Here is a 21,974-nt window from a genome sequence, read left to right on the forward strand (position 1 = left end):
CCCCAATGATCGGGTTCAGCCGCCCGGCTCGAACACCGGTTTTCCGTCCCGGTACGCCACCCGCAGCGCCATCCCGGCGGCCGGCGTCCCCTCCGGGCAGTTCACGAGCTCCGTCATCATCCGCGGCCCCTCGGCCAGGTCGACGACGGCGGCGACGTACGGCGTGCGCTCGCCGAAGGGCGGCAGGTCGTTGCGGTGGACGGTGGACCAGGTGTAGAGCACGGCCCGGCCGCTCGCCTCCTCCCAGGTCACGTCCTCGCTCCAGCAGTGCGGGCAGAACTCGCGGGGGTAGTGGTGGGCCCGGCCGCAGGCCCCGCAGCGGCGGATCAGCAGCCGGCCCGCGGCGGCCGCCTCCCAGTACGGGCGGGTGAAGGCGTCGGGCTCGGGGATGTCGTAGCGCGCCGTGCTCATCGCGGCCACCTCTGCCGTCCGCCCATCAGAACCACCCCAGCCAGGCGTCGATCGACCAGCTCTGCCAGGCCATCGCGAAGAGGCCGACCAGCGAGATCAGCGCCATCATCGAGTTCTGCCCCTGCTCGGCCCAGTCATGGATCATCAGCACGAAGTAGATGCCGTTCAGCAGCAGGCCGCCGATCAGTGCCACCGGGGTCAGGAAGCCGAGGATGAGGCCGAGGCCGAGGGAGAGTTCGGCGTAGGCGACGACGTAGGCCATCAGCTTCGGGTGCGGCTTCACCGTCGCCGCGAAGCCGCCGCGCACCACCGCCCAGCGGTGCTTCTCCGCGATCTCGGCCGCCCACGCGATGCCGCTGCCCCGCTCGAACCAGGCCTTCTTGTCCTTGTGCCGCCAGCTCTCCAGCCACCACAGCCCGAGGCCGATCCGCAGCACCGCCAGCCACTGGGCGCCGTCCAGCCATATGGAGTCCATGGATCTGACGGTACGTCAGATGTGCCGTAAAGCCCACCGTTGGAGCCCGGCCGCGACACCGAGGGACGGTGACCGACGGACGGTGAGCAACAGGTGGTAACCGGCCATGAGTTGGGGCGTTTCTTCACCGGTCGCGAACCCTTCCCGTACACCCGTGATCAATCCGCAACCAATTCCGGTCTTGACCGAGACCCATCAAGCAGGTGGGTGATTACGCTCCGGGTATGGCCGACTCACATTCCGCTTCCACCCCCGCCTCCCCGCGGCCCGCCCCGGCCTCCGCCGGCCACCCGGTGTACGTCATCGGCGCCGGGCCGGGCGGCCTGGCGGCCGCGTACGCGCTGCGGGCGCGGGGCGTGCGGGCAGTGGTCCTGGAGAAGGCGGACCGGGTGGGCGCCTCCTGGCGCGGACACTACGACCGCCTCCGGCTGCACACCACACGGCGCCTGTCCGCCCTGCCCGGCCTCGCCATCCCCCGGAGGTTCGGGCGCTGGGTCGCCCGGGACGACGTGGTGCGCTACCTGGAGAAGTACGCCGACCACCACGAGCTGGAGATCGTCACCGGCGTGGAGGTCTTCCGCGTCGACCGGACGCCGGACGGCACCGGCTGGCTGCTGCACGCCTCCGGCGGCCGCGAGCTGACCGGCAGCGCGGTCGTCGTCGCCACCGGCCACAACCACACCCCGCGGCTGCCCGACTGGCCGGGCCTCGACGACTACACCGGGGAGCTGCTGCACGCCGGCGCGTACCGGAACGCCGAGCCGTACGCGGGCCGGGACGTGCTGGTCGTCGGGGCCGGCAACACCGGCGCGGAGATCGCCGTGGACCTGGTCGAGGGCGGAGCGGCGCGGGTGCGGCTGGCGGTGCGGACCGCCCCGCACATCCTGCGCCGCTCGACGCTCGGCTGGGCCGCGCAGTACACGGGCGTACTGGTACGGCGGCTGCCGGTGGGCCTCGTGGACCGGCTGGCCGGGCCGTTCGCGAAGGCGACCCTGCCGGACCTCACGGCGCACGGGCTGCCGCGCCCGGACACCGGGCTGTACAGCAGGGTGCGCCAGGGCGCGATCCCGGTGCAGGACGTCGGCCTGATCGACGCCGTGCGCGCGGGCACGGTGGAGATCGTGGCCGCCGTCGACTCCTTCGAGGGCGGGAACCCCGGAAAGGTGGTCCTCGCCGACGGCAGCCGGGTCGAGACGGACGCGGTGATCGCGGCGACGGGCTACGCGCGGGCGTTGGAGGAGCTGGTGGGCCATCTCGACGTCCTCGACGGGCGCGGCATGCCGGTCGTGCGCGGCGGCCGCACCCCCGCGCAGGCGCCCGGCCTGTACTTCACCGGGTTCACCAACCCGATCAGCGGGATGCTCCGCGAACTGGCGCTGGACGCCGGGAAGATCGCGAAGGCGGTGGCCAGGAGCAATCGGTGACGCGGCCGATGACGGGTCCGGGGGCGGGGTCGACGACGGGGCCGGTGACGTGGCGGCGCACCCGCCGGTAACTTTGAATGTCCGACCAGTTCCTGACAATGCGTCAGTTCAGTAATCTGACACTGCGTCAGTTTACTTCTGCTGTCTCACAGGAGCGGGGCGGACCGATGCTTGGATCAACCCACGGCACCCTCACCACCGACTCCCGCCGGGCCCGGGTCATCGCCTGCGGCGAGCAGCGGCCCGGGCCCGCGGTCCACGACCGGGTCGACGACCTCGACGTCGGCGGGCGCCCGCTGTACGCGGACGTACCGGATCTGACCCGCTTCTTCCGCCCCGAGTCCGTCGCCGTGATCGGCGCCTCGGACACCGAGGGGCGGCCCAACACGGGGATCACCCGGCAACTGCTGGCCTGGGCCGAGCGGGTCGGCGCGCGGGTGCACCCGGTGCACCCGACCCGCCCTGCCGTCTTCGGCGTCCCGTGCGTCGCCTCCGTCGCCGGTCTGCCCCCCGGCCAGATCGACCTGGCCGTCCTCCTCGTCGCCGATCCGCTCCCGCTGATCGAGCAACTGGCCGACGTGAAGGTGAAGTTCGCGGTGGCCTTCGCCTCGGGCTTCGCCGAGACCGGCGAGGCGGGCGCCGAGGCGCAGCAGCGGCTCGCGGAGGCCGTACGCCGCTCGGGCCTGCGCCTGCTCGGCCCGAACACCAACCTGAACGCCTTCGAGCGGTTCCGGGAGGACCTCACCGGCCCGGCGATCGCCCTGATCACCCAGTCCGGCCACCAGGGCCGCCCGGTGTTCTCGCTGCAGCAGCTGGGCGTCCGTCTGTCGCACTGGGCGCCGACCGGCAACGAGGCCGATCTGGAGACCGCCGACTTCATCTCGTACTTCGCCGAACAGCCCGAGGTCGGCGCCATCGCCGCCTACGTGGAGGGCCTCAAGGACGGCCGCGCCTTCCTGCTGGCCGCCGACCGTGCCGCCCGCCGCGGGGTGCCGGTGGTCGCGGTGAAGGTGGGCCGCACCGAGGCCGGGGCGCGTACGGCCGCCTCGCACACCGGCAAGCTGACCGGAGCCGACGACGTGGTGGACGCGGCGATGCGCCAGTACGGCGTCGTACGCGTCGACGGACTCGACGAACTCCAGGACACCGCGACCCTGTTGGCGCGGGCGCGGGCCCCGCTGGCGGACGGGGTGGCCGTCTACTCGATCTCGGGCGGCACCGGTGCGCACGTCGCCGACCTGGCGGCCGGGATGGGGCTGAGGCTGCCGAGGCTGTCCGAGGACCGGCAGGCCGAGCTGCACCAGTGGATCCCGGAGTACCTGAGCGTGGCCAACCCGGTGGACAACGGCGGCCACCCGGTGGGCGACCACCGCGGCCGCAAGATCATCGACGCACTCCTCGCGGACCCCTCGATCGGCGTCCTGATCTGCCCGGTCACCGGCCCCTTCCCGCCGCTGAGCGACAGGCTGGTCGCGGACCTGGTGGCGGCGGCCGAGGAGACGGACAAGCTGATCTGCGTGGTGTGGGGCTCCCCGGTCGGCACGGAGCCCGCGTACCGCGAGGTGCTGCTCGGCTCCTCCCGGGTGGCGACCTTCCGTACGGTCGGCAACTGCCTGACGGCGGTCCGGGCCTGGCTGGGCCACCACGCCTTCGTCAGCGAGTACCGCTCCCCCTTCGACGAGGCCCCGCGCACCCCCTCCCCCTCCTACCGCAAGGCGGAGGCCCTGATGAGCCCGGGCCGCCGGCTCAGCGAGCACGCGGCCAAGCAGCTGCTGCGCGCCTACGGCATCCGGGTGCCGCGCGAACAGCTGGTGACCAGCGCGGCGGCGGCCGTACGGGCGGCCGCCCAGGTCGGCTACCCGGTGGTGATGAAGGCCTCCGGCGCGCAGATCGCCCACAAGACCGAACTGGGCCTGGTGAAGGTCGGCCTGACATCGGCCAGCCAGGTCCGGGAGGCCTACCGCGAGCTGACGGACATCGCGCGCTACGAGGGGGTCTCGCTGGACGGGATCCTGGTGTGCCAGATGGTCGAGCAGGGCGTGGAGATGGTCGTCGGGGTCACGCACGACGACCTGTTCGGCCCGACTGTGACGGTGGGCCTCGGCGGGGTCCTGGTGGAGGTCCTGCACGACGCGGCGGTCCGCGTCCCGCCGTTCGGCGAGGACCAGGCCCACGCCATGCTCGCCGAACTGCGCGGCCGGGCCCTGCTGGACGGCGTCCGCGGCCGCCCGCCGGCCGACCGGGACGCCCTGGTGGAGGTGGTCCTGCGGGTCCAGCGCATGGCACTCGAACTCGGCGACCACATCGCCGAGTTGGACATCAACCCGCTGATGGTGCTGGAGCGGGGGCAGGGCGCGGTGGCGCTGGACGCGCTGGTGGTGTGCCGATGACGCCACGGGCGCCGGGCCCCGGGATCGAGCACGAGGTCAGGGACCAGGTCTCGTACGTCACCCTGTCCCGCCCGGAGTCGCTGAACGCCCTCACGCCGGACATGCGGGACCGCCTGGTCGAGCTGTTCACGGCGGCCTCGGCGGACCCGGGGGTACGGGCCCTCGTGCTGACCGGCACCGGGCGGGGCTTCTGCGCGGGGGCGGACCTGCGCGGCGGCGGGAGCGGGGAACGGCTTCCCGGAGACGTGGCCCGCGTCCTCCGCCTGGGCGCCCAGCGCCTGATCGCGGCTGTGCTGGACTGCGAGAAGCCGGTGCTCGCGGCCGTGAACGGCACGGCGGCGGGCCTCGGCGCGCATCTGGCGCTGGCCTGTGACCTGGTCGTGGCGGCCGAGTCGGCCCGCTTCATCGAGGTCTTCGTGCGCCGGGGCCTGGTGCCGGACGCGGGCGGCGCCTATCTGCTCCCCCGCCTCCTGGGCCCCCACCGGGCCAAGGAGCTGATGTTCTTCGGGGACGCGCTCCCGGCGCCGGAGGCGGAGCGGCTGGGGCTGGTCAACCGGGTCGTGCCGGACGGCGACCTGGAGAAGACGGCCCGCGCCTGGGCGGCCCGCCTGGCGGCCGGTCCCACCCGCGCGCTGGCCCTGACCAAGCACCTGGTGAACACCTCCCTCGACACGGACCGCGCGACCGCCTTCGCCGCGGAGGCCTGGGCCCAGGAGATCAACATGACGACCGAGGACGCCCAGGACGGGGTGCGGGCGTTCGTGGAGCGCAGAAGTCCTGAGTTCCGCGGGCGATGAGGCGTCCGAGGCGCTTCTCATCTGACGTACCGTCAGCTTCAATGGACGGTGTGATGGGACACGCAGGGGCGGCAGCGGCAGCCGTCCGATACCTCAGGTCGGCCCCGGCGCCGAGGCCGGTCGAGCCGTTGCCGCGGCCGCAGTTGCGGTGCGTCCGGGAGGATGAGCGGGCGCCGGTGGAGGCCGGGGAGTTCCGGCGGGTGCTGGGGCACTTCGCGACCGGGGTCACGGTCGTCACCGCCCCGGCCGCCGAGGGCGAACCGGGCCCCGCCGGCTTCGCCTGCCAGTCCTTCTCCTCCCTCTCCCTCGAACCGCCCCTGGTCTGCTTCCTGGTGGGCCGTACGTCGACCACCTGGCCGCGCATCGCCCGGGCCGGCGTCTTCTGCGTCAACGTCCTCGCCGCCGGTCAGGGCGAGCTGTGCCGGGCCTTCGCGGCGAGCGGCGCCGACAAGTTCGCGGGGGTCGCGTACGCCCCGGCTCCCGTCTCCGGCTCGCCCCGCCTGACCGGTGCGGCCGCCTGGATCGACTGCACGATCCAGGCCGTGCACCCCGGGGGCGACCATCTGATCGTCGTGGGCCGGGTGAACGCGCTGAGCACGGAGGGCGACGGGGACCCGCTGCTGTTCCACCGGGGGCGGTTCGCCCGGCTTGCTCCCCGGACATGAGGATGTCGTCATTGCGGGCGACGCCTACGCGAACTGCCGGAGGAAGGCCTGCCGGCTGTCGCGGGAGACGATGAGGAGGGGGCCGTGCCGGTGCTTGCTGTCGCGGGTGATCGACATAATCCGGCCGCAGGTGTGACGCATGATCGAGCCACCAGCCACGTTTCTCGGGGTGCTTGACCAACTCCTCCAGCCTGACGCGCACTTCCGCGTCCGTGACGCCGTACGCGTCCAGCAGCGGCCGCACCTCGATGACGCGCGGAGCGGCGTGTCCGCTCTCAATGCGGCCGACCCTGGCCTGACGTGACGCGATCGCCTCGGCGGCCTGCGGCTGATCGAGCTTGGCGGCCGGCCACCGTCTGCCGTCTCCGCACGACGAGGAGCCCGGTTCGCATCCGCGGCACAGCGCCACGGCAGACACCTGGCCGCGCTCGTCACCTCCGCCTGTGAGCGGTTGCCGTCAGGAGGTGACGGCTCGCTCGGTTTCCACCTCGAACGTCCCCCGTATCTCTCCTTGGCCCTGGTGACGTGTTCCCCGAACCGCGAGCGCCACGACCTCTCGTGCCCTGTGGCCCGGGGATGAGTCATCGCCCTTCAGGCCGCCGCCGGCACAGGAACCGCCGGCCGGCGCCTGATCACCAGGGACATCAGCGCCGCCGCCGCGCACAGGGCGCCCGAGGCGTACCAGACGAGGTCGTAGGAGCCGAAGACGTCGCGGGCGACGCCGCCGAGGTAAGCGACCAGGGCCGCGCCGATCTGGTGGGAGGCGAGCACCCAGCCGAAGACGATGGCGCTGTCCTCGCCGAACTGCTCCCGGCACAGGGCCAGCGTGGGCGGGACGGTGGCCACCCAGTCGAGGCCGTAGAAGACGATGAAGAAGAGCATCGGGGGGTGGACGGCCGGGCCCAGCAGCATCGGGAGGAAGAGGAGGGAGAGGCCGCGCAGGGCGTAGTACACCGCCAGCAGGCGGCGGGGTTCGAAGCGGTCGGTGAACCAGCCGGAGGCGATCGTGCCGGCCACGTCGAACACCCCGACGACCGCGAGCAGCGAGGCCGCCGTGGTGACCGGCATGCCGTGGTCGTGCTCGGCGGGCACGAAGTGGGTCTGGATCAGGCCGTTGGTGGAGGCGCCGCAGATCGCGAAGGTGCCGGCCAGCAGCCAGAAGGTGCCCGTGCGGACGGAGGTGGACAGCACGGTGAGCGTGCGGCGCGCGGCGCCCGTCACCGGTGCGGGCTTGGGTATGAACTCCCGTGCGCCGTACGGCTTCACGCCGATGTCCGCCGGGTGGTCCCGCAGCAGGAGCCAGACGAAGGGGACGACGGCGAGGGCGGCCAGGGCGACCGTCACGGCCGCGGGGCGCCAGCTGTGGTGCTCGACGATCCAGGACAGCACCGGCAGGAAGATGAGCTGGCCGGAGGCGGACGCGGCGGTGAGGATGCCGCTGACCAGTCCGCGCCGCTCGGTGAACCAGCGGTTGGTGACCGTCGCCGCGAAGGCGAGCGCCATCGAGCCGGAGCCGAGGCCCACCAGCAGGCCCCAGCACAGCCACAGCTGCCAGGCCGCCGTCATCCACACGGTCAGGCCCGACCCGGCCGCGATCACGACCAGCGCGACGGCGACCACCTTGCGGATGCCGAAGCGGTCCATGAGGGCGGCGGCGAACGGGGCCGTGAGGCCGTAGAGCGCGAGGTTGAGGGAGACGGCCGCGCCGATCGTGCCGCGGGACCAGCCGAACTCCTGGTGCAGCGGATCGATCAGCAGGCCGGGCAGCGAACGGAACGCGGCCGCGCCGATGATCGTGACGAACGTGACGGCCGCGACGAACCAGGCGCGGTGCACGCGCGGGCGCCGGGCGGGCGGGACCGGGGTCGCCCGGTCGGAGGCTGCGGCTGGGCTTGTCTGAGTCACGTCATAGAGCGTCCAGGTTTCAGTCCCGCGCATCGAGTGGCCCGCAGGACAGCATTCGCTAGGATCAGGCCATGGACGTTCTCGCCGGGGCATTCCGGCCGCACCGTGTCGTCGTCCTCGCCCTCGACGGCCTGCTCCCCTTCGAGCTGGGCATCCCGCACCGCATCTTCGGCCGCCCGATGGACGACCGGGGCCGGCCCCTGTACGAGGTCGTGACCTGTTCCGTACGGCCGCCCGGCCCGGTCGAGACGGACGCCGACTTCACGATCCACGTCGCCCATGGGCCCGAGGCCCTCGCCGAGGCCGACACGGTGATCGTCCCCGCGTCGTACGAACTCGGCCCGGTCTTCGACGAGGGCCGCCTCACCGGCGAACTGGCCGCCGCCCTCGCCCGCATCCGCCCCGGCACCCGCCTCGCCTCCATCTGCACCGGCGTCTACGTCCTCGCCGCCGCCGGCTACCTCGACGGCCGCCCGGCGACCACGCACTGGGCCGACGCCGAGCGCTTCCAGCGGCTGTTCCCGAAGATCGAGGTCGACGCCGACGTGCTGTTCATCGACGACGGCGACGTGCTGACGTCGGCCGGGGTGGCCGCCGGGATCGACCTGTGCCTGCACATGGTGCGCCGCGACTTCGGCACGGCCGTCGCCAACGACGTGGCCCGGCGCACGGTCGTCCCGCCGCACCGCGACGGTGGCCAGGCCCAGTACATCCAGCGCCCGGTCCCCGACCCGCAGGTGGCGACCACGACCGCCGCGCGGGCCTGGGCGCTCGGCCGGCTGCACGAGCCGATCCAGCTGCGGGACATGGCCGAGCAGGAGGCCATGTCGGTACGGACCTTCACCCGCCGCTTCCGCGAGGAGGTCGGGGTCAGCCCCGGCCAGTGGCTCACCCAGCAGCGCGTGGAACGCGCCCGCCAGCTGCTGGAGACCACGGAGCTGTCCATCGACCAGGTGGCCCGCGAGACGGGGTTCGGCACGGCCCAGTCGATGCGTCAGCATCTCCAGCAGGCGCTCGGGGTGACACCGACCGCCTATCGCCGGACGTTCCGGACCGGCGTCAGAACGTGAGCACCGCCCGCGCCACCCGCCCCGACTCCGCGTCGGCCCGCGCCTTCTCGAAGTCCTCCACGGGGTACACCGCCGTCACCAACTCGTCGAGCAGCAGCCGTCCTTGGCGGTACAGCTCGGCGTACAGGGGGATGTCCCGCTGGGGGCGCGAGGAGCCGTAGCGGCAGCCCAGGACGGACTTGTCCAGGAAGAGGGAGGAGACGAGGAAGGACGCCTCGGCCGTGGCCGGCGGGACCCCGAGCAGGACGGCCTGTCCATGCCGGTCGAGGAGGTCGATCGCCTGCCGGATCAGCTCGACGCGTCCGACGCACTCGAAGACGTGGTCGGCGCCCGTGGGCAGGATGCCCTTCACGCCGTCCGCCGAGGTCAGGAAGTCGGTCGCGCCGAACTGCCGGGCCGCCTCCGCCTTGGCCGGATTGGCGTCCACGGCGACGATCCGCAGCGCCCCCGCGATGCGCGCGCCCTGGATGACGTTCAGCCCGATCCCGCCGGTGCCGATGACGACGACGCTGTCCCCGCGGTCCACCCGGGCCCGGTTCAGCACCGCGCCGACCCCCGTGAGCACCCCGCACCCGATGAGCGCGGCGGACGGGAGGGGGACGTCCTCGGGGATCGGCACCGCCTGGACGGCCTTGACGACCGTGCGTTCCGCGAAGGCCGAGTTGGCGGCGAACTGGTGCACCGGCCCCGTGCCCCGTGTGAAGGGCCTGCCGGGGCGGCCGATCGCCTGCCGGCACATGGTCGGCCGGCCCCGGTCGCACTCCGCGCAGGTGCCGCAGTTGGCGAGCGTGGACAGCGCCACATGGTCGCCGGGCGCGACGTGCGCGACCCCGGGGCCGACCGCCTCCACCACGCCCGCCCCCTCGTGTCCCAGCACCACCGGCACCGGGAAGGGGATCGTCCCGTCCACCACGGACAGGTCGCTGTGGCACAGCCCCGCCGCCGCGACGGCCACCAGCACCTCGCCGGGGCCCGGCTCCCGCACCGCGAGATCGTCGACCACCCGGACCTGTGCGCCGTCGAACACCACTCCACGCATCACACGGCCCCCTTGGGCTCTCTGGGCAGACCGAGCACGCGCTCGGCGATGATCGTGCGCTGGACCTGGTCGGAGCCGCCGTAGATCGTGTCGGCCCGGGAGAAGAGGAACAGGTGCTGGTCCGCGTCGAGTTCGTACGGCGCCGTGGGCGACCAGTCGGCCGGGCCCGCCGAGGCCGCCGCGCCCCGGACCCGCACCGCCAGCTCGCCGAGGCGCTGGTGCCAGCCGGCCCAGAGCAGCTTGGCCACGCTGGGCGCGCCGGGATCGCCCGAGCCGCCGAGGGTGCGCAGGGCGTTCCAGCGCATGGCCCGCAGCTCGGCCCACTGCCGCACGAGCTGCGACCGTACGACGGGGTCGGCCGCGGCCCCGCTGTCCACGGCGCTGCGCACCACCCGCCCCAGCTCCTCGGCGAACCCGATCTGCTGGGCGAGGGTGGACACTCCGCGCTCGAAGCCGAGCAGGCTCATGGCGACCCGCCAGCCTTGCCCCGCGCCCCCGACGACGTGCTCCACGCGCGCGTGTGCCCCGTCGAAGAAGACCTCGTTGAAGTCGCTGGTGCCGGTCAGCTGCCGGATGGGCCGGACCTCGATGCGGCCGGGCTGGTCCATGGGCACGAGCAGGAAGCTCAGCCCGTGATGGCGGCGGGAGCCGGGCTCGGTGCGGGCCAGTACGAAGCACCAGTCGGCCTCGTGGGCGAGCGAGGTCCAGATCTTCTGCCCGCTGATGCGGTACCGCTCCCCGTCCCGCACGGCCGTCGTGCGGATCCCGGCGAGGTCGGAGCCGGCCCCGGGCTCGCTGTAGCCCTGGCACCACAGCTCCGCCCCGGCGGCGATCGGGGGCAGGAACCTCCGCTTCTGCGCGTCGCTGCCGTGCGCGACGAGGGTGGGCGCGAGCAGGTTCTCGCCGATGTGCCCGGACCGCCCCGGCGCCCCCGAGCGCGCGTACTCCTCGGCCCAGGCGACCTGCTGGGTGAGCGTGGCGGTGCGGTTGCCGTATCCCGCCTCGGGCCAGCCGAGCCCGATCCAGCCGGCCGCGCCGAGGGTGCGCTCCCAGCCGCGCCTGTCGCACGACGCGTCGGCGTGGGCGGCCAGCCAGGAGCGGACCTCGGCACGGAACGCGTCGTCCTCTTCGCTGAACCCGAAATCCATGGGAACCGCCTCAGGCCGTCCGGGCGTCGGGCTGAGCGTCTGGCCGGGCGTTGGGCCGGGAACCCGCTCGCGCCGCCTGCTCCATCGCCACCAGCCGGTCCAGCATCGGCATCGGGTCCGCGCCCACCGACCCCGGCAGCACCTCGGCTATCCGCTCCGGCGTCCAGGAGGAGCCCTCGGCGTAGACGGAGCGCAGCTCACGCGGCTGGGCCCACACCGCGATCTTCGGGCCCGCGACGGTGTACACCTGCCCGGTGATCCCCTGGTGCGCGGCCGCGTCGGACAGCAGGTACACCACCAGCGCGGCCACGTCCTCCGGTTCGCCGATCTCGGCCAGCTCCATGGGGACGTTCGCCGACATCCGCGTGCGGGCCACGGGGGCGACGGCGTTCGCGCTCACCCCGTACTTGTGCAGCCCGAGCGCGGCGCTGCGCACCAGCGAGATGATCCCGCCCTTCGCGGCGCTGTAGTTGGCCTGGGAGACCGAACCCTGGTGATTGCCGCTGGTGAAGCCGATCAGTGTGCCCGCGCGCTGCTGCCGCATCACCGCGGAGGCGGCACGGAAGACGGTGAACGTGCCCTTGAGGTGGGTGGCGAGCACGGGGTCCCACTCCTCCTCGGTCATGTTGAACAGCATCCGCTCGCGCAGGATGCCCGCCACGCACACGACCCCGTCGAGCCGGCCGTACGCCGCGACCGCCGTGTCCACGACGCGCTGTCCGCCCGCCATCGTGGAGATGTCGTCGGCGACGGCGACGGCCTCGCCGCCCGCCGCCTCGATCTCCTTGACGACGGCCTCGGCGACCTCGCTCGTCGGCGCGGTGCCGTCGGCGGCGACCCCGTAGTCGTTGACGACGACCTTCGCGCCCTCGGCCGCCGCCGCGAGCGCGACCGCGCGGCCGATGCCGCGCCCGGCCCCCGTCACGGCGACCACCTTGCCTGCCAAGAAGTTCCCCACGCCCGGCCCCTTCCCGCGGTTTCTGACGGTCCGTTAGATTCTATGGCCCGGCGGACGCACGGACACAAGCCCCGGGGAGGCACCGGATGACACTGCCGCAGGAGTTCCACGAGATCGCGGGGCGCGTGAACAACTGGGGGCGCTGGGGGGCGGACGACGAGATCGGGACCCTGAACCTCATCACCGACGCGGTCGTGCGCGAGGCCGCCGCCTGCGTCCGCACCGGCCGCCGCGTCCCGCTCGCCCTGCCCCTGCGGGAGGACGGCGTCCAGACCGGGACGATCCCGGGCCGGGTCAACCCGCTGCACGCCATGGTGCAGGTCAACCAGGAGCTGTTCGGCCCCGGCACGGTCGCGTGCAGCGACGACGTGGTGACCATGGGACTCCAGGCGGGCACCCACTGGGACGCGCTCACCCATGTCTCGCACTCCGGGAAGCTCTACAACGGCCGCCCGGCGCGCACGGTCACGGCGCACGGCGGCGCCGAGTTCAGCGGGATCGCCACGGCGCGGCACATCGTCTCGCGCGGGGTGCTGCTGGACGTGGCACGCGCGCGGGGCACGGACCGGCTGGCGGGGGGCCACGCGGTCACGCCGGAGGACCTGGAGGCGGCCGAGGAACTCGCCGGCACGCGCGTGCGCGCCGGCGACATCGTGCTCGTGCGGACCGGCCAGGTGCAGGTCTACCTGGCCGGGGACAAGCACGGGTACGGCTATCCGTCGCCGGGGCTGTCCGTGCGCACACCGGAGTGGTTCCACGCGCGCGACGTGGCGGCCGTCGCCAACGACACGCTCACGTTTGAGATATTTCCGCCCGAGATCGACGATCTGTGGCTGCCCGTGCACGCGCTGGACCTGGTGGAGATGGGGATGCTCCAGGGCCAGAACTGGAATCTGGAAGAGTTGTCCACAGCCTGTGGAGAAGAGCGGCGGTACGCCTTCCTGCTGTCGGCGATGCCCGAGCCGTTCGTCGGCGCGACGGGCACACCGGTGGCGCCGGTGGCGATCCTGTGAGGCGGCGGGAGCGCGAAGGGACCGATGTGACCGGATGGCGGCGCGCCCCCCGACGGCGCGTCTCCCCCACGGCCGTGCACGCGCGCCGCCATCCGATGCGACCCACACTCGGCGAGGGCCGCCGTAGCGCGGACCCTTGCCGTCCCCTCGCGGCGAATCGACGCCCACCAGCGTGTTCAGCCGGTCACGTCACGTCAACGCCGGTACGGGGATTTGTTACGTACGCCCACTTCACAGCCCGGGCGCACGGATGCACCCCCGGCGCACCACCGCGCCCGGACCTACACCGCCTCGAAGGCCAGCCCCTCGTACGCGGACAGTGCGCCCCCGTACGCCAGTGCCGCACCCTCCCGGGGCTGCGAACAGCGGTCCAGCTCGCACCAGATGCTCTTGCCGGCGCCCTCCGGGCTCCAGCCCCAGCGATCGGCGAGGCAGTCCACGAGGGCGAGACCCCGGCCGCCGGTGGCGTCACCGCGGGCGCAGCGCGGCACAGGGGCGCGCGAGCTGGTGTCGGCCACCTCCACCCGCACCGTGGCCGACGGGGCGGCCTGCTCCGGCACTTCGGCCGGTCCGCCCGGCAGGGAGAGTCTCAGCACGGCCGGACGCCCCGTGTGCACCACGGCGTTGGTCACCAGCTCGGAGACGAGCAGGACCAGGGTCTCGACCAGCGGCTCGTCGGCCGCTATACCGAACCCGGCGAGCCGCGAGAGCGCCCACCGCCTCGCCCGCCCCACCTCCGCGGGGTCGGGCCGGATCTCCAGCTGCACTTGAAGCACCTGCACCGCTCACACCATCCGAACCGGCGGACACATGACCCCGCACCGCCCGGCCGCCACGGCGCAGGCCGCGGCGGCGATCACGACGAGGGCCACGATCGTAGCCATTTTCTGCATGGCCAGAACAACGGCCAGAGCGGGGATCACGGACCGTGATTCCCTGATGAGACAGCATGGTTGACGTACAGTCACCCCAACAAGCGCTTCGGGCATATTCCAGCGCGAAGGAGTATGTGTGAGGCATACTGTGCGACGCTCGTGCCGGGGAGTCGAACAGAGGGCACACGACGCGGCGTACGACGCCGGGACCGCCCCGCGAGCAGCGGTGCGCACCGCTTCGTCCGGCATCGCCCCAGGGGGATCGCCGGCCCGGCTCGCGCTCACAGCCACTCGCATCTCACACAAGGTACCGGAGCGGACGCCCGACTCCAGGCTGTTACGAGTCACGCGATGGACACAACCGCGTATCAACGCTCTGTGACGCCATCTGGCCACGATCCGCGACATCTTGGGCCACGACTTCCCGGCGCCGCAGCCCACGGCGGTGCCGGCCGCTCAGCCGGCCAGTCGCACGGCGAGCAGTTCCTCACTCTGCGTGCACCCGCCGCCACGCTCGGATCGCACCCAAGCCCGCTTGAGATGCAGGTGGACGTCGGCTTCCCAGGTGAAACCCATGCCGCCGTGCACCTGGAGACAGTCGCGGGCACCGCGTACGGCGGCCTCGTCGGCCAGCAGCCGGGCGGCGGCGATGTCGGCCGGGTCGGCGGTGACGGCCGCCGCGTACACCGCCACACGGGCGATTTCGCTGCGCACCAACAGGTCGGCGCACAGATGCTGAACCGCCTGGAACGCCCCGATCGGCCGCCCGAACTGCTCGCGGGTCCGGGCGTGTTGCACGGCCAGCTCGCACACCCGCGCGGCTGTGCCCAGTTGTTCGGCCGCGGTCAGGAGAACGGCCACGGGATCGACGGGAGCGGGGTCGACGTGTGCGGGATCGGCGGGCGCGGTGCCGGTGACCCGGTGCAGCGGCGTCAGCGGGTCGACCGACCGCACCGGTGCGGCCCCCGCCGCCTCCCCGAGCACCCGGTCCGCCGCCCCCAGCCACTCCACCAACTCCCCGTCCACGGCCGCCACCACCGTCTCGCCGGTGGCCGCGCCCGGTACGTCGGCGGCCGCGAGGTGCGTGGCGATCAGCGGGCCCGGCACCAGCGCCCGCCCCGCCTCCTCGAAGGCCAGCACCGCCTCCGGCAGGCCCAGCCCGACCCCGCCGGCCGCCTCGGGCAGCCGCAGGGCGAAGAACCCCGCCCCGCCGAGCGCCCGCCACAGCGTCCGGTCGAGCCGCCCCGGCTCCTCCACGGCCGCCCGCAGCGCCTCCCGCCCGAAGCACCGGCCCAGCAGCTCCCGTACTCCTGCCTGCAACGCCCGTTGATCATCGGTGAGTTGGAACCGCACGCTCATCTCTCCTTCGGGCGGGCCGCGGACGCGCCGGGCCCGGACATGGTTGCGCCGAGCCGGCGAGCCACCGGAGCCGGCCTTCCCGCCCTGCCCCGCACCCGCCCCACCCCGTCCCGCGAGGCCGGCGCACGGCTCATCTCCCCCTCGGCAGACCGAGGATCCGCTCGGCCACGATGGTGCGCTGGATCTGCGAGGTGCCGGCGGCGATCGTGTACGACAGGGCCGACAGGCGGTCGAGGACCCACGGCCGGTCCAGGTCGAGGCGGTCGGGGCCGAGGACGTCCGCCGCCGCGTCGTACAGTTCCTGGCGGGCGTGCGAGTAGCGGAGTTTGAAGACCGAGGCGCCCGTGCCCGGCACCCCGCCGCTCGCCTCCGCCGCGCTCACGTTCCACTGGGTCAGCCGCCACAGCGCCCGGAACTCCGCCTCCAGCCGGCCGAGACGGCGGCGCAGCACGGGGTCGTCCCAGCGGCCGTTCTCCTGTGCCGTGCGGGCGAGTTCGCCGAGCACCCGGCGGCAGGCCACCACCTCGCCGACGAAGGCCGTGCCGCGCTCGAAGGACAGGGTCACCATGGTCACGCGCCAGCCGTCGTTCTCCGCGCCGACGCGGTTGGCGGCCGGCACCCGCACCTCGTCCAGGAACACCTCGGCGAACTCCGCCGACCCGGCGAGGGTGCGCAGCGGCCGTACGGTGATCCCGTCGGCGTCCATGGGCATGGCCAGCCAGGTGATGCCCCGGTGCCGGGGCGCGTCCGGGTCGGTGCGCACGAGCAGCTCGCACCAGTCGGCGACCTCGGCGTGCGAGGTCCAGATCTTGGACCCGCTCACCACGTAGTCGTCGCCGTCCCTCCGCGCGCGCGTGCGCAGCGCGGCGAGGTCGGAACCCGCGTCCGGTTCGCTGAACCCCTGGCACCACACCTCCTCGCCGCGCAGGATCGGCGGCAGCCAGCGCGCGCGCTGCCCGGCCGTGCCCTCGGCGGCGATGGTCGGCCCGGCGTGCAGCAGGCCGACGAAGTTCGCCCCCACATACGGCGCCCCCGCGCGCTCGGTCTCCTCCAGGAAGATCAGCCGGGTGGTCGGGGAGGCGTCCCAGTGGACCTCGGCGTACCCGGCGTCGTGGAGCATCCGCTGCCAGCCGAGGTCGTACGCCCTGCGCGCGGGCCAGTCGTCGGAAGACGGCTTGGCCGGCAGCGTGGGCAGCGTCTTGGCGAGCCACTCGCGCAGCCGGGCCCGGAACTCCTCCTCCTCGGGTGTGCAGGTGAGGTCCATCACCCGTCCCCCTACTTGTCGAGGTCCAGTCCCAGCATGCGGATGGCGTTGCCCCGCATCAGCTTGTGGACGGTCTCGTCGTCCAGACCCTTCACATGGTCGAGGGCGACCTCCTTGGTGTGCGGGAAGGTCGAGTCGACGTGCGGGTAGTCGGTCTCGAAGGTGGCGTTGTCGCGGCCGACGACGTCGATCGAGGCGACGCCGTGCTTGTCGCGGAAGAAGCAGCAGAAGATCTGCCGGTAGTAGTACGTCGACGGCGGCTCGGGGATCAGGTCCCGGACCCCGCCCCAGGCCCGGTGCTCCTCCCACACGTCGTCGGCGCGCTCCAGGGCGTACGGCACCCAGCCCATCTGGCCTTCGGAGTAGGCGAGTTTGAGCTGCGGGAACTTCACCAGGACCCCGCTGAAGAGGTAGTCCATCATCGAGGCCATCGCGTTGTTGAAGCTGAGCGAGGCCTGTACGGCGGGCGGGGCGTCGGGGGAGGCGGCGGGCATCTGCGAGCTGCTGCCGATGTGCATGTTGACGACCGTGCCGGTCTCCTGGCAGGCGGCGAAGAACGGGTCCCAGTGGCCGGAGTGGATGGACGGCAGCCCGAGGTGGCTGGGGATCTCGGAGAAGGTGACCGCCCGCACCCCGCGCTCGGCGTTGCGCCGGATCTCGGCGACGGCCAGCCCGACGTCCCACAGCGGGATGAGGCACAGCGGAATCAACCGCCCCCCGCTGTCCCCGCACCACTCCTCCACCATCCAGTCGTTGTAGGCGCGCACGCAGGCGAGGGCGACCTCCTTGTCGTGCGCCTCGGCGAAGGTCTGGCCGCAAAAACGCGGGAAGGTCGGGAAGCAGAGGCTGGCCTCGACGTGGTTGAGGTCCATGTCCTTCAGGCGCTCGACGGGGTCCCAGCACCCGCGCCGCATCTGCTCGCGCGTGATCCCCTCCAGCGTCATCTCGTCGCGGTCGAATCCGACGGCGGCGATGTTGCGCTTGTACGGGAACTTCAGGTCCTCGTAGATCCACCAGTCCGTCGGCTGCCCCGCCGGGTCCATGGTGATCTGGTACTTCCCGGCGACGTAGGCCAGCTCCCCGATCCCGGCGGTCAGCGGCTTGGGACCCCGGTCCCGGTACTTGGCCGGGAGCCAGGTCTCGAAGAGGTGGGCGGGCTCGATCACGTGGTCGTCGACGCTGATGATGCGGGGCAGTTCGGTCATGGTTCCCCTCCGCCGGACGATACTTATCTGACGACTCGTCAGATAACATGCTACCTGACGCGTCGTCAGCCAAGGAGGGGGCCGACGTGAACGACACCCCGCACTCCCTGAGTTCCTCCCGCACGCTGTGGGAGCTGGTCGTCCGCCGCGCGGCCCTCACCCCCGACCGCCCGGTGCTGCTCCAGCGGGACCGCACGCTCGCCTTCGGCGAGCTGCGCTCGCGCGCCGAGCGGGTGGCGGCCGGGCTGTACGGCATGGGAGTCCGCCCCGGCACGGTGGTCGCCTGGCAGCTGCCCACCCGCGTCGAGACCGTCCTGCTGTCCCTCGCACTGGCCCGCCTGGGCGCCGTACAGTCCCCGGTCATCCCCTTCTACCGGGACCGCGAGGTCGGCTTCGCGCTGCGCGAGTCGAGGGCGGAGTTCTTCGCGGTCCCGGGCGTGTGGCGCGGCCACGACCACACGGAGATGGCACGACGCCTCGGCGCGAAGGGAATCTTCGAGGCGTACGACACCCTGCCGGACGGCGCCCCCTCGACGCTCCCCGCCCCGCCCGCCGGGGGCACCTCGGTGCGCTGGATCTACTGGACCTCGGGCACCACCTCCGACCCCAAGGGCGTGCTGCACACCGACCGCTCACTGCTCGCGGGCGGCTCCTGCCTGGCGCACGCGCTGCGGCTGACGGCCGACGACGTGGGCTCGATCGCCTTCCCCTACGCCCACATAGGCGGCCCCGACTACCTGGTGATGCTCCTGCTGTACGGCTTCCCGGCGCTGCTGTTCGAGCACTTCGCGCTGCCGGACGCGCTCGCGGAGTACCGGCGGCACGGGGTGACCGTGGCCGGCGGCTCGACGGCCTTCTACTCGCTCTTCCTCGCCGAGCAGCGCACCCAGCCGCCGGGGACGAAGCTGATCCCCTCCCTGCGCCTGCTCGCGGGCGGCGGCGCCCCGAAGCCGCCGGAGGTCTACCACGCCGTCGTGCGCGAGATGGACGTCCAGCTCACGCACGGGTACGGCATGACCGAGGTCCCGATGATCACGATGGGCGACCCGTGGGACACCGCCGAGAACCTGGCGACGACCGAGGGCCGCCCCCCGCGGGGCATGGAGATCCGCATCACCGACGGCGAGGTGCGGCTGCGCGGCGAGGCCGTCTGCCAGGGCTATCTGGACCCCGCCCAGACCGCCGCCGCCTTCGACGCCGAGGGCTTCCTGCGCACCGGCGACCTGGGCCACGTCACGCCCTCCGGCCATCTGGTCCTCACCGGACGCCTGAAGGACGTGATCATCCGCAAGGGCGAGAACATCTCGGCCAAGGAGATCGAGGACTTGCTGGCCGCCCACCCGCTGGTCGCGGACGCCGCCGTGATCGGCCTGCCGGACGCGGGCCGGGGAGAGCTGGTGTGCGCGGTGGTGGAACAGCCGTCGGGAGCCCGTGAGTTGACCCTTCCGGACATGGTCTCCTACCTGCGCACGGCCGGCCTCTCCGTGCACAAGCTGCCGGAGCGGCTGGAGGTGGTGGACGCGCTGCCGAGGAACGAGACGTTGCGGAAGGTACTGAAGTACAAGCTGCGGGAGCGGTTCTCGGGACCGCTGCCGTAGGCGGCCCGGGCAACCGGCTTCGTTCGCGTTCACGCGGGACGGAGCTCGTGGAGGACACGGTCACATCCGGCTCAACCCCGCCGTAGCGAACAGCACGTCTCTGATCGCCTGGCGGTCGCCGTCCTGGCCTGCGGCCGCTTCCTCCGGTGGGATGTGGCCGGACGCCAGGCGGCAGAACTCCACGCCGTCCAGGGCGACATGGGCCACCTCGAACTCCGCCGAGCCCACCGCTGCCGGGGAGTCCAGCGGGATCAGCCACTCGCCGCCCGCCGCGCCCTCGATCTCCAGCCGCAGGCTGCGGCCGGGGGCGCCCGCCGCGACCAGGTGCGGGGTGCCGCCCGGGGCGGAGCGGCCCGCGCGGCGCCGCTCGGCCAGCGCGGCCGGGAGCATGCGGGCCGTGAGGTCGATCATCTTGTTCAGATGCCGGGGCGCGGGCGGGTCGTAGGGGTAGTCGACCGCCTCCGCGATGTCCTCGGCGTGCACCCAGCACTCGAAGGCGCGGTCCAGCATCGCGTCGTGCAGCGGGAGGGAGAAGTCGCCGTACGACACCGGGAGTCCGCCCGCGTGGCTGCCCGTGAAGGCCACCGTGCGCACCAGGCTGTGGCTCTGCTCCCGCCAGGGTCCGCGCACCGAGCGGGTCGGCGGGAAGCGAGAGGTCCGCCAGAAGGCTTCCGTGCGTCCGGCCGGGTCCGTCGCACCGGTGCCGTCCGCGTCGGTGGCATCGCTCAGCGGGTCCTCCAGGCCGAGGGCGAGTGCGATCATGCCGTCCACGGAGAGAAGGTGCGCGATCACCCCGGCCACGGTCGTACGCCGGCTCGCCGCGGCGTCGCCCTCGAACCAGCGCAGCCGGACCGGCGCATGCCACTCGGCGTCCCCGAAGTCCTGGAGGAGGGCGTCGAGTCGGGCGGTCTCGGCGTCGTAGGGCGCCGCCCACCGCGGCAGCGGGATGCGGGGCGGGCGGCGGTCCAGGCAGGTCTCCAGGACGCGGGTGCGCAGGCCCGGGTCCAGGTCGAGACTCTCCGGCTGGTGCAGCAGGCCGACCGCCTCGCGCAGCCGGCGGGCCTCGTCGGCGCAGCTTCCGCAGGAGCCCAGATGGTCCTCGACGGCCGCCGTCTCCGCCGCCGAGCAGGCGGCCAGCGCCCAGGCGCCGAGGAGCGACTTCAGGACGTCGTGCGGCAGGTCGAGCGGCACGGGGGCGGGATCTCCCAGGTCGGCGAGGTCGGGCAGCGGCTGTCCGCCGTCCTCCACGGAGGCGCGGGGCGTCGGTATGCGGGGACGGTCCGGCACGGGCGCGCCGGAGCCGGGCGTCAGCTGCCCCGGGCCGTCACCGGCACCGTCGCCGTCGCCGTCGCGCCGCCCGGGGTGGTCGCGCTCAGCGGGACCGGCGGCGCCGTCGCCCCGGTGACTCCCGTGCTCCGCGCGCCTCCCGTGCTCCTCCTCGGGGCCCTCGTGCTCGTCGTGTGCCTCGAACCGGCCCGCGCCGCTCACACCGCACCCCCGTGTCCCGGAGGCGCCCCGGTGTCGTGGGCGGTGGAGAGCAGTTGCAGGCCGAGGCGGAGCCGGCGGCGGGCCTCGTCCTCCGTGACGCCGAGGTCGACGGCGGTCTGGCGGTAGTCCCTGCGCTGGAAGTAGGCCAGTTCGAGCGCGGCGCGCAGCGGGGCAGGCATGGAGTGGACGATGAAGTCGGCGCGGGCGGCGACCGAGGCGCGGCGGACCTTGCGCTCCAGCTCCTCGGCGGCACCGGCCTCCCGGGGCAGCGCGGCGGTCTCGCAGTCGCGCAGCCGCTGCACCGCGAGCCGGTGGGCCACGCCGGCCACCCAGGAGCGCAGCGGGCCCTGCCGGGGGTCATAGCTCTCGGGGTGCTCCCAGACGTGGGCGAAGACCTCGCGGGTGACGATGTCGGCGGCCTTCTCGTCGCCGAGGACACGGTGGGCGAGGTTGTGCACCAGCGAGGCGAACCTGTCGTACAGCTCGCCCAGGGCGGCCGCCTCGCCGCGGGCGAGGCGCTGCTGCATCTTGCGGTCCCAGCGGGGCGGTACGTCCTTCGCGGCCATGCGGTCCCCTCCCCTCGCCCGTGCTCCGGCCCTACAGCGTGTCTGCACCGTCTTCTCGAATGTAGTCGGCACCTCTGACAGCGCACGCCCCTTTGTGTCAATGCGCGCCCCGGGAGGCACCGCAGGTGATAGTGCCCTCTTCACATAAGCTTCACACGATGCGCGAGCATCCCCACGACACATCTGATCGAACACGATCGATAGTGACCGAAACAAGCCCCTTGTCGATCACGTCCGGTTTCCTACCCGACGTTTCAGGGAACGGCCGCTGGGCAGCCGCGCGAAAGCAAGCGTAGGAACTGCTTCCGTTTTCTGGCGGCTCAG

The 21,974-nt window shown here is 73.1% G+C and carries 21 protein-coding genes; 8 read left to right on the forward strand and 13 right to left on the reverse strand.

The genetic code is table 11. The features are described 5' to 3' along the window. Positions 1–15 precede the first annotated feature (15 nt). Both ACZ4MF_RS08865 and ACZ4MF_RS08870 read right to left on the reverse strand, forming a co-directional pair. Entirely contained in the window at positions 16–411 is a 396-nt protein-coding gene (locus tag ACZ4MF_RS08865) for a Zn-ribbon domain-containing OB-fold protein (protein ID WP_467491153.1), read from the reverse strand. 25 nt (positions 412–436) lie between these two features. Continuing rightward, positions 437–886: a DoxX family membrane protein gene (locus ACZ4MF_RS08870; protein WP_467491155.1), complete on the reverse strand. Its 450-nt coding sequence runs from the start codon at positions 884–886 to the stop codon at positions 437–439. Positions 887–1,110: 224 nt separating this feature from the next. Here ACZ4MF_RS08870 and ACZ4MF_RS08875 point away from each other — a divergent pair, with 224 nt between their 5' ends. The 4 genes from ACZ4MF_RS08875 (at position 1,111) to ACZ4MF_RS08890 (ending at position 6,162) form a co-directional block, all read left to right on the forward strand. Continuing rightward, positions 1,111–2,310 carry a flavin-containing monooxygenase gene (locus tag ACZ4MF_RS08875; protein ID WP_467491157.1) on the forward strand — a complete coding sequence of 400 codons (1,200 nt, stop codon included), beginning with the start codon at positions 1,111–1,113 and terminating at the stop codon, positions 2,308–2,310. A 167-nt stretch (positions 2,311–2,477) separates the two neighbouring features. Beyond that, the gene (locus ACZ4MF_RS08880) at positions 2,478–4,700 is read left to right on the forward strand and encodes an acetate--CoA ligase family protein (RefSeq protein ID WP_467491159.1); all 2,223 of its coding nucleotides are present in this window, start codon (positions 2,478–2,480) and stop codon (positions 4,698–4,700) included. Then, a complete protein-coding gene (locus tag ACZ4MF_RS08885; protein WP_467491161.1) occupies positions 4,697–5,497 on the forward strand; it encodes an enoyl-CoA hydratase/isomerase family protein in 801 nt (266 codons plus the stop codon). Before ACZ4MF_RS08880 ends, ACZ4MF_RS08885 begins: the two co-directional genes overlap by 4 nt. Before the next feature lie 53 nt (positions 5,498–5,550). Further along, positions 5,551–6,162, forward strand: a complete 612-nt coding sequence (locus tag ACZ4MF_RS08890) for a flavin reductase family protein (RefSeq protein ID WP_467491163.1) — start codon at positions 5,551–5,553, stop codon at positions 6,160–6,162. 24 nt (positions 6,163–6,186) lie between these two features. Here the strand turns inward: ACZ4MF_RS08890 and ACZ4MF_RS08895 are convergent, their stop codons facing one another. Next, positions 6,187–6,303, reverse strand: a complete 117-nt coding sequence (locus ACZ4MF_RS08895) for a DUF397 domain-containing protein (protein ID WP_467491165.1) — start codon at positions 6,301–6,303, stop codon at positions 6,187–6,189. On the opposite strand from ACZ4MF_RS08895, the gene ACZ4MF_RS08900 reads away from it, so the two are divergent. Further along, positions 6,302–6,466, forward strand: a complete 165-nt coding sequence (locus tag ACZ4MF_RS08900) for a hypothetical protein (protein ID WP_467491167.1) — start codon at positions 6,302–6,304, stop codon at positions 6,464–6,466. The genes ACZ4MF_RS08895 and ACZ4MF_RS08900 overlap by 2 nt on opposite strands. Positions 6,467–6,753: 287 nt before the next feature. Here ACZ4MF_RS08900 and ACZ4MF_RS08905 read toward each other — a convergent pair whose 3' ends face one another. After that, positions 6,754–8,067, reverse strand: coding sequence for an MFS transporter (locus ACZ4MF_RS08905; protein ID WP_467491169.1), 1,314 nt, complete (start codon positions 8,065–8,067; stop codon positions 6,754–6,756). Positions 8,068–8,138: 71 nt separating this feature from the next. Between ACZ4MF_RS08905 and ACZ4MF_RS08910 the strand changes: the two genes are divergently transcribed. Next, the gene (locus ACZ4MF_RS08910) at positions 8,139–9,137 is read left to right on the forward strand and encodes a GlxA family transcriptional regulator (protein WP_467491171.1); all 999 of its coding nucleotides are present in this window, start codon (positions 8,139–8,141) and stop codon (positions 9,135–9,137) included. Here ACZ4MF_RS08910 and ACZ4MF_RS08915 read toward each other — a convergent pair. Genes ACZ4MF_RS08915 through ACZ4MF_RS08925 form a run of 3 tightly spaced genes read right to left on the reverse strand, consistent with a single transcriptional unit; the run spans position 9,127 to position 12,282 of the window. After that, positions 9,127–10,176, reverse strand: a complete 1,050-nt coding sequence (locus ACZ4MF_RS08915) for a Zn-dependent alcohol dehydrogenase (RefSeq protein WP_467491173.1) — start codon at positions 10,174–10,176, stop codon at positions 9,127–9,129. The genes ACZ4MF_RS08910 and ACZ4MF_RS08915 overlap by 11 nt on opposite strands. Then, positions 10,176–11,324, reverse strand: a complete 1,149-nt coding sequence (locus tag ACZ4MF_RS08920) for an acyl-CoA dehydrogenase family protein (RefSeq protein WP_467491174.1) — start codon at positions 11,322–11,324, stop codon at positions 10,176–10,178. The genes ACZ4MF_RS08915 and ACZ4MF_RS08920 overlap by 1 nt, the downstream gene beginning before the upstream one ends. 10 nt (positions 11,325–11,334) lie before the next feature. Beyond that, positions 11,335–12,282 (reverse strand): SDR family NAD(P)-dependent oxidoreductase, encoded by a 948-nt coding sequence (locus ACZ4MF_RS08925; protein WP_467491176.1) that lies wholly within the window; start codon positions 12,280–12,282, stop codon positions 11,335–11,337. Positions 12,283–12,368: 86 nt separating this feature from the next. On the opposite strand from ACZ4MF_RS08925, the gene ACZ4MF_RS08930 reads away from it, so the two are divergent. After that, positions 12,369–13,295, forward strand: a complete 927-nt coding sequence (locus ACZ4MF_RS08930; RefSeq protein ID WP_467491178.1) for a cyclase family protein — start codon at positions 12,369–12,371, stop codon at positions 13,293–13,295. 281 nt (positions 13,296–13,576) lie between these two features. On the opposite strand, the gene ACZ4MF_RS08935 is transcribed toward ACZ4MF_RS08930, so the two are convergent. From ACZ4MF_RS08935 to ACZ4MF_RS08950, 4 genes are all read right to left on the reverse strand, one after another. Then, a complete protein-coding gene (locus ACZ4MF_RS08935; protein ID WP_467491570.1) occupies positions 13,577–14,062 on the reverse strand; it encodes an ATP-binding protein in 486 nt (161 codons plus the stop codon). 564 nt (positions 14,063–14,626) lie between these two features. Further along, positions 14,627–15,523: an acyl-CoA dehydrogenase family protein gene (locus ACZ4MF_RS08940; protein WP_467491571.1), complete on the reverse strand. Its 897-nt coding sequence runs from the start codon at positions 15,521–15,523 to the stop codon at positions 14,627–14,629. A gap of 136 nt (positions 15,524–15,659) precedes the next feature. Then, positions 15,660–16,793, reverse strand: a complete 1,134-nt coding sequence (locus ACZ4MF_RS08945) for an acyl-CoA dehydrogenase family protein (protein WP_467491180.1) — start codon at positions 16,791–16,793, stop codon at positions 15,660–15,662. A gap of 11 nt (positions 16,794–16,804) precedes the next feature. Beyond that, entirely contained in the window at positions 16,805–17,998 is a 1,194-nt protein-coding gene (locus ACZ4MF_RS08950) for an amidohydrolase family protein (protein ID WP_467491182.1), read from the reverse strand. Between the two features lie 86 nt (positions 17,999–18,084). On the opposite strand from ACZ4MF_RS08950, the gene ACZ4MF_RS08955 reads away from it, so the two are divergent. Continuing rightward, positions 18,085–19,596, forward strand: a complete 1,512-nt coding sequence (locus tag ACZ4MF_RS08955) for a class I adenylate-forming enzyme family protein (RefSeq protein ID WP_467491184.1) — start codon at positions 18,085–18,087, stop codon at positions 19,594–19,596. Between the two features lie 60 nt (positions 19,597–19,656). On the opposite strand, the gene ACZ4MF_RS08960 is transcribed toward ACZ4MF_RS08955, so the two are convergent. Further along, positions 19,657–21,084: a maleylpyruvate isomerase N-terminal domain-containing protein gene (locus ACZ4MF_RS08960; RefSeq protein WP_467491186.1), complete on the reverse strand. Its 1,428-nt coding sequence runs from the start codon at positions 21,082–21,084 to the stop codon at positions 19,657–19,659. Continuing rightward, a complete protein-coding gene (locus tag ACZ4MF_RS08965) occupies positions 21,081–21,650 on the reverse strand; it encodes an RNA polymerase sigma factor (protein WP_467491188.1) in 570 nt (189 codons plus the stop codon). Before ACZ4MF_RS08965 ends, ACZ4MF_RS08960 begins: the two co-directional genes overlap by 4 nt. Positions 21,651–21,974 lie beyond the last annotated feature (324 nt).

This window comes from Streptomyces sp. NPDC025793 (genome assembly GCF_055558375.1).

Bases quoted from the DNA above. Each gene is read 5' to 3' on its own strand.
- ACZ4MF_RS08865 (WP_467491153.1), bottom strand. From the start codon at position 411: ATGAGCACGGCGCGCTACGACATCCCCGAGCCCGACGCCTTCACCCGC.
- ACZ4MF_RS08870 (WP_467491155.1), bottom strand. From the start codon at position 886: ATGGACTCCATATGGCTGGACGGCGCCCAGTGGCTGGCGGTGCTGCGG.
- ACZ4MF_RS08875 (WP_467491157.1), top strand. From the start codon at position 1,111: ATGGCCGACTCACATTCCGCTTCCACCCCCGCCTCCCCGCGGCCCGCC.
- ACZ4MF_RS08880 (WP_467491159.1), top strand. From the start codon at position 2,478: ATGCTTGGATCAACCCACGGCACCCTCACCACCGACTCCCGCCGGGCC.
- ACZ4MF_RS08885 (WP_467491161.1), top strand. From the start codon at position 4,697: ATGACGCCACGGGCGCCGGGCCCCGGGATCGAGCACGAGGTCAGGGAC.
- ACZ4MF_RS08890 (WP_467491163.1), top strand. From the start codon at position 5,551: ATGGGACACGCAGGGGCGGCAGCGGCAGCCGTCCGATACCTCAGGTCG.
- ACZ4MF_RS08900 (WP_467491167.1), top strand. From the start codon at position 6,302: ATGATCGAGCCACCAGCCACGTTTCTCGGGGTGCTTGACCAACTCCTC.
- ACZ4MF_RS08895 (WP_467491165.1), bottom strand. From the start codon at position 6,303: ATGCGTCACACCTGCGGCCGGATTATGTCGATCACCCGCGACAGCAAG.
- ACZ4MF_RS08910 (WP_467491171.1), top strand. From the start codon at position 8,139: ATGGACGTTCTCGCCGGGGCATTCCGGCCGCACCGTGTCGTCGTCCTC.
- ACZ4MF_RS08915 (WP_467491173.1), bottom strand. From the start codon at position 10,176: ATGCGTGGAGTGGTGTTCGACGGCGCACAGGTCCGGGTGGTCGACGAT.
- ACZ4MF_RS08920 (WP_467491174.1), bottom strand. From the start codon at position 11,324: ATGGATTTCGGGTTCAGCGAAGAGGACGACGCGTTCCGTGCCGAGGTC.
- ACZ4MF_RS08930 (WP_467491178.1), top strand. From the start codon at position 12,369: ATGACACTGCCGCAGGAGTTCCACGAGATCGCGGGGCGCGTGAACAAC.
- ACZ4MF_RS08945 (WP_467491180.1), bottom strand. From the start codon at position 16,793: ATGGACCTCACCTGCACACCCGAGGAGGAGGAGTTCCGGGCCCGGCTG.
- ACZ4MF_RS08950 (WP_467491182.1), bottom strand. From the start codon at position 17,998: ATGACCGAACTGCCCCGCATCATCAGCGTCGACGACCACGTGATCGAG.
- ACZ4MF_RS08965 (WP_467491188.1), bottom strand. From the start codon at position 21,650: ATGGCCGCGAAGGACGTACCGCCCCGCTGGGACCGCAAGATGCAGCAG.